The sequence below is a fragment of the Pseudomonas sp. fls2-241-R2A-110 genome (assembly GCF_030209165.1).
Taxonomy (GTDB): Bacteria; Pseudomonadota; Gammaproteobacteria; order Pseudomonadales; family Pseudomonadaceae; genus Aquipseudomonas.
The window spans coordinates 22,498-28,713 of the sequence record NZ_JARVSN010000033.1; the positions used below are offsets into that span (position 1 = coordinate 22,498).

The following is a 6,216-nucleotide window of genomic DNA, read 5'->3' on the forward strand; positions in this document are numbered from 1 at the left end:
TGGGAGCGAGCTTGCTCGCGATGAGGCCCTTCCAGTCAACACAAATGGTGACTGTCAGACCGCTATCGCGAGCAAGCTCGCTCCCACAGTTTTGATTGGGGTGAGGCTTTAAAGCGGCGGGTTTTCCACATTTGGCTTGGACTTGTCGACCCCAGGCACATGCAGGTTGCCCTCAGCCACCTGATTGCCTTCAAGCTGCGGCTGCGTAACCCACGTCAGGATGTCGTAGTAGCGACGGATGTTCGCCACGAAGTGCACCGGCTCGCCGCCCCGGGCGTAGCCGTAACGCGTCTTGCTGTACCACTTTTTCTCTGACAGACGCGGCAGGATCTTCTTCACGTCCAGCCACTTGTCCGGATTCAGTCCTTCCTTGGCCGCCAGTTTGCGCGCGTCATCCAGGTGGCCGCTGCCGACGTTGTAGGCCGCTAGCGCGAACCAGGTGCGATCCGGCTCCTGGATCGATTCATCCAGCTGATCCTTCATGTAACTCAGGTATTTTGCGCCGCCCATGATGCTTTGTTTGGGGTCGAGGCGATTGGACACGCCCATAGCTTGCGCCGTGTTCTGGGTCAGCATCATCAGCCCGCGCACGCCGGTTTTGGATGTGACCGCCGCCTGCCATAGGGATTCCTGATAACCGATTGCCGCCAGCAGACGCCAGTCGACTTTCTCTTTCTTGGCGTATGCCTTGAAGTGCTGTTCGTATTTGGGCAGCCGTTGCTGCAAGTGCTGGGCGAAGGTGGTGGCGCCCATGTAGCCAAGAACGTCGACATGTCCGTAGTAACGGTCCTTGAGGCGTTGCAGGGTGCCGTTTTCCTTCACCTTGTCGAGGTAGGCGTTGATTTCGTTGAGCAGGCTGTTGTCATCGCCGACGGCTACGGCCCAGCTCTGGTTGCTGGCGTCACCGAGGTCGAAGGCCACGCGCACATTGGGGAAGTAGACCTGGTTCATCGCCACTTCGTTGGAGTCGACCAGGGTCAGGTCGATCTGACCTTCGTCCACCATGCGCAGCAGGTCGACGACTTCAACCGCGTCGGACTCTTCGTATTCAATGCCGGGGAATTTCTTTTTCAGGCCTGCCAGTTGCTCGGCGTGGGTGCTGCCCTTGAGCACCATGATCTTCTTGCCGACCAGGTCACCGGCGTCGGTCGGCCGCGATTGGCCGTTGCGGTAGATGACCTGTGGGGTGACTTCCAGGTAAGGGTGGGAAAACCGCACCTGCTTTTTGCGTTCTTCGCTGCTGACCAGGCCGGCAGCGGCGAGCACCGGGCCGTTGGGCTTGCCCACCTGGCTGAACAGGTCGTCGAGGTTGTCGGCGGTCTCGATTTTGAGTTTCACCCCCAGATCGTCGGCGAAGCGCTTCACCAGCTCGTATTCGAAGCCGGTTTCACCGTTGCGATCCTGAAAGTAGGTGGCGGGGCTGTTTCGGGTAATGACCCGCAGCACGCCATCCTCCTTTACGCGCTCCAGCGTGTTGGGTTTATCAACACAGCCACTGAGCATCAGGAAGAGTCCGGTTGCGATCAGCCATTTGGCGTACCGCGGACGCAAAGCCGTAGGGGAAAACATTTGCGCAGTATACGCAAAGGACCACGAGCGCCATATCTCGACAGCGAAGGGCTTGTCTGGTAGGGAGTGAAAAACCCGCTTGGAGCCCACAGGAATGGGGTTTAAGCGTTTTTTGTGACAGCAAAAATATCCGTTGCCAGCCCCCGGATTCAGCGCCGAATACCCGGCCCGACGTTCGGGTGCGGCCGTGCGTACCGTTTCGGGTGATGTCGCGGGCGGTTTAGGCTAGAATGCACGGCCTCAAAGCACACCCCTTCCCGAGGCTGTCCCGAAGATGTTGATCCTGCGCGGCGCTCCTGCCCTTTCTGCCTTTCGCCACAGCAAACTCCTTGAGCAACTGAGCCAGAAGGTCCCGGCTGTCAGCGGCTTGTATGCTGAATTCGCTCACTTCGCCGAAGTTACCGGCGTCCTGACCGGCGACGAACAGCAGGTGCTCGCGCGCCTTCTGAAGTACGGCCCAAGTGTTCCGGTACAAGAGCCAACCGGTCGTCTGTTCCTGGTGTTGCCGCGTTTTGGCACCATTTCGCCATGGTCCAGCAAGGCCAGCGACATCGCTCGCAATTGCGGCCTGACCAAAATCCAGCGCCTGGAGCGTGGCATCGCGTTCTACGTTGCCGGTCAGTTCAGCGACGCCCAGGCACAGCTGATTTCGGACGTGCTGCATGACCGCATGACCCAGATCGTCCTCGGCAACCTTGAGCAGGCCGCCGGCCTCTTCAGCCACGCCACGCCGAAGCCGCTGACCGCGATCGACGTGCTCGGTGGCGGCCGCGCCGCGCTGGAAAAAGCCAACACCGAGCTGGGCCTGGCCCTGGCCGAAGACGAGATCGATTACCTGGTCAACGCCTTCATCGGCTTGAAGCGCAACCCGCATGACATCGAACTGATGATGTTTGCCCAGGCGAACTCCGAGCACTGCCGCCACAAGATCTTCAACGCCAGTTGGGACATCGACGGTCAGAGCCAGGAAAAAAGCCTGTTCGGCATGATCAAGAACACCTACGTGATGCACAGCGAAGGCGTTCTGTCGGCTTACAAGGACAACGCTTCGGTGATCGTCGGTAATGTCGCCGGCCGTTTCTTCCCGGACCCTGAAACCCGCCAGTACGGCGCGGTGCAGGAACCGGTGCACATCCTGATGAAAGTCGAAACGCACAACCACCCGACCGCGATTGCCCCGTTCCCGGGCGCATCCACCGGTTCCGGTGGCGAGATTCGTGACGAAGGCGCGACCGGTCGCGGTGCCAAGCCGAAGGCCGGCCTGACCGGTTTCACCGTGTCCAACCTGCAGATCCCGGGCTTCGAACAGCCGTGGGAAGTGCCGTACGGCAAGCCTGAGCGCATCGTCACCGCGCTGGACATCATGATCGAAGGCCCACTGGGCGGCGCCGCGTTCAACAATGAATTCGGTCGTCCGGCCCTGACCGGTTACTTCCGTACCTTCGAACAGTCGATCACCACCCCGCGTGGCGACGAAGTTCGCGGTTACCACAAGCCGATCATGCTGGCTGGCGGCATGGGTAACATCCGTGCCGAACACGTGCAGAAAGGCGAGATCACCGTCGGCTCCAAGCTGATCGTCCTCGGCGGCCCGGCAATGCTGATCGGTCTGGGCGGCGGCGCGGCTTCCTCCATGGCCACCGGCACCAGCTCGGCAGACCTGGACTTCGCCTCGGTTCAGCGTGAAAACCCTGAAATGGAACGCCGCTGCCAGGAAGTCATCGACCGTTGCTGGCAATTGGGTGACAAGAACCCGATCAGCTTCATCCATGACGTCGGCGCGGGCGGTCTGTCCAACGCCTTCCCGGAACTGGTCAACGACGGTAACCGTGGCGGTCGCTTCGAACTGCGCAACATTCCAAATGACGAGCCGGGCATGGCCCCGCACGAAATCTGGAGTAACGAATCCCAGGAACGCTACGTTCTGGCAGTCGGCCCGGCCGACTTCGAACGTTTCCAGGCGATCTGCGAACGCGAGCGCTGCCCGTTCGCCGTGGTTGGCGAAGCCACTGCCGAGCCGCAACTGACGGTCACCGACAGCCACTTCGGCAACAGCCCGGTGGACATGCCGCTGGAAGTGCTGCTGGGCAAAGCCCCGCGCATGCACCGTTCGGCCGTTCGTGAAAACGAACTGGGCGACGACTTCGATCCGTCGACGCTTGAAATTGCCGACTGCGTAGAACGCGTTCTGCATCACCCGGCCGTGGCGAGCAAAAGCTTCCTGATCACCATCGGCGACCGCACCATCACCGGCCTCGTGGCCCGTGACCAAATGGTCGGCCCGTGGCAGGTTCCAGTAGCCGACGTTGCCGTCACCGCGACCAGCTTCGACGTCTACACCGGTGAAGCCATGGCCATGGGCGAGCGTACTCCGCTGGCGCTGCTGGACGCTCCGGCGTCGGGCCGCATGGCCATCGGCGAAACCCTGACCAACATCGCCGCTTCGCGCATCAACAAGATTTCCGACATCAAACTGTCGGCGAACTGGATGTCCGCTGCCGGTCACCCGGGTGAAGACGCGCGTCTGTACGACACCGTGAAAGCGGTCGGCATGGAACTGTGCCCTGACTTGGGCATCACCATTCCGGTGGGCAAGGACTCCATGTCCATGGCCACGCGCTGGAACGACGAAGGCGTCGACAAGACCGTGACTTCGCCGATGTCCCTGATCGTGACCGGTTTCGCGCCAGTGGCTGACATCCGTCAGACCCTGACCCCGGAACTGCGCATGGACAAGGGCACCACCGACCTGATCCTGATCGACCTGGGCCGTGGCCAGAACCGCATGGGCGCCTCGATCCTCGCTCAGGTTCACGGCAAGCTCGGCTCGCAAGCGCCGGACGTCGACGATGCCGAAGACCTCAAGGCGTTCTTCGCCGTGATCCAGGGCCTCAACGCCGACGGTCATCTGCTGGCGTACCACGACCGTTCCGATGGTGGTCTGCTGACCAGCACCGTGGAAATGGCCTTCGCTGGCCATTGCGGCCTGAGCCTGAACCTCGACGGTCTGGCAGAAACCTCCGCCGACATCGCTGCGATCCTGTTCAACGAAGAGCTGGGCGCCGTGATTCAGGTTCGTCAGGACGCGACCCCGGACATCCTCGCGCAGTTCAGCGCTGCCGGTTTGGGCGAGTGCGTGTCGGTGATCGGTCAGCCAATGAACAATGGCCAGATCAACATCACCTTCAACGGCGAAACCGTGTTTGAAGGTCAGCGTCGTCTGCTGCAACGTCAGTGGGCTGAAACCAGCTACCAGATCCAGCGTCTGCGTGACAACGCCGACTGCGCCGAACAAGAGTTCGACGTGTTGCTGAAAGAAGACAATCCGGGCCTTAGCGTCAAGCTGAGCTTTGACGTCAACCAGGACGTCGCTGCGCCTTACATCAAGAAAGGCATCCGCCCACAGGTTGCCGTGCTGCGTGAGCAGGGCGTCAACGGTCAGGTGGAAATGGCGGCCGCGTTCGACCGTGCCGGTTTCAACGCAATCGACGTGCACATGAGTGACATTCTGGCCGGCCGTGTCGACCTGAACGAGTTCAAGGGTCTGGTCGCTTGCGGTGGTTTCTCCTACGGCGACGTGCTCGGTGCCGGTGAGGGCTGGGCCAAGTCGGCGCTGTTCAACAGCCGTGCTCGCGATGCGTTCCAGGGTTTCTTCGAGCGTACCGACAGCTTCACCCTCGGTGTGTGCAACGGTTGCCAGATGATGTCCAACTTGCACGAGCTGATCCCGGGCAGCGAGTTCTGGCCGCACTTTGTGCGTAACCGTTCCGAGCAGTTCGAAGCGCGCGTGGCGATGGTGCAGGTCCAGGAGTCGAATTCGATTTTCCTGCAGGGCATGGCCGGTTCGCGTATGCCGATCGCTATCGCTCACGGTGAAGGTCATGCCGAGTTCGCCAGTGAAGAAGCGTTGCTGGAAGCCGATCTGTCGGGTTGCGTGGCGATGCGTTTTGTCGATAACCATGGCAAGGTCACCGAGAGCTATCCGGCCAACCCGAACGGCTCGCCGCGTGGGATTACTGGTTTGACCAGTCGCGACGGTCGCGTGACGATCATGATGCCGCACCCGGAGCGTGTGTTCCGTGCGGTGCAGAACTCGTGGCGTTCGGAAGACTGGAACGAGGACGCACCTTGGATGCGTATGTTCCGTAATGCTCGGGTCTGGGTTAACTAAGCGCTGTGTACAAGCTCAGTTTTTTTGTTCCGGCCAGTCATGTGGAGCAGGTCAAGAGTGCTGTATTCGCTGCGGGTGGTGGGCGGATCGGGGCTTATGATCATTGTGCGTGGCAGGTGCTTGGCCTTGGTCAGTTTCGCCCTTTGGACGGCAGTCAGCCGTTTATTGGTGAGGCGGGGCAGGTCGAGCGGGTTGAGGAATGGAAGGTTGAGCTTGTGGTGGCGGATGAGTTGATTCGTTCGGTGGTGATGGCTCTGAAGCAGAGTCATCCCTATGAGACGCCGGCTTATGAGGTGTGGCGGTTGGAGGATTTTTGATCTGCCAGCTGCTGAAATGAGAAACCCGCTGAATTTGGATTCAGCGGGTTTTTTATTGCTTTGGATTTGAGGCGGCCTTCGGGCCGACCATGTTTTGGGTTGATCGGGTGTATATCCGTTGCTGCGGTAACGGCCACTTAGGGTTTCGCCCTGACGGCG

The 6,216-nt window shown here is 60.6% G+C and carries 3 protein-coding genes; 2 read left to right on the forward strand and 1 reads right to left on the reverse strand.

What is annotated here, in order from left to right; all coding sequences use genetic code 11:
• Nucleotides 1–108 precede the first annotated feature (108 nt).
• Nucleotides 109–1,569 (reverse strand): membrane-bound lytic murein transglycosylase MltF, encoded by a 1,461-nt coding sequence (mltF, locus tag QRN31_RS26065; protein ID WP_285435472.1) that lies wholly within the window; start codon nt 1,567–1,569, stop codon nt 109–111.
• 274 nt (nt 1,570–1,843) lie between these two features.
• Here mltF and purL point away from each other — a divergent pair, with 274 nt between their 5' ends.
• Nucleotides 1,844–5,740 carry a phosphoribosylformylglycinamidine synthase gene (gene purL / locus QRN31_RS26070; RefSeq protein ID WP_285435473.1) on the forward strand — a complete coding sequence of 1,299 codons (3,897 nt, stop codon included), beginning with the start codon at nt 1,844–1,846 and terminating at the stop codon, nt 5,738–5,740.
• A gap of 5 nt (nt 5,741–5,745) precedes the next feature.
• Complete coding sequence (locus QRN31_RS26075; protein ID WP_285435475.1) at nt 5,746–6,057, forward strand: YqfO family protein; 312 nt, start codon at nt 5,746–5,748, stop codon at nt 6,055–6,057.
• The last annotated feature ends 159 nt before the right edge of the window (nt 6,058–6,216 follow it).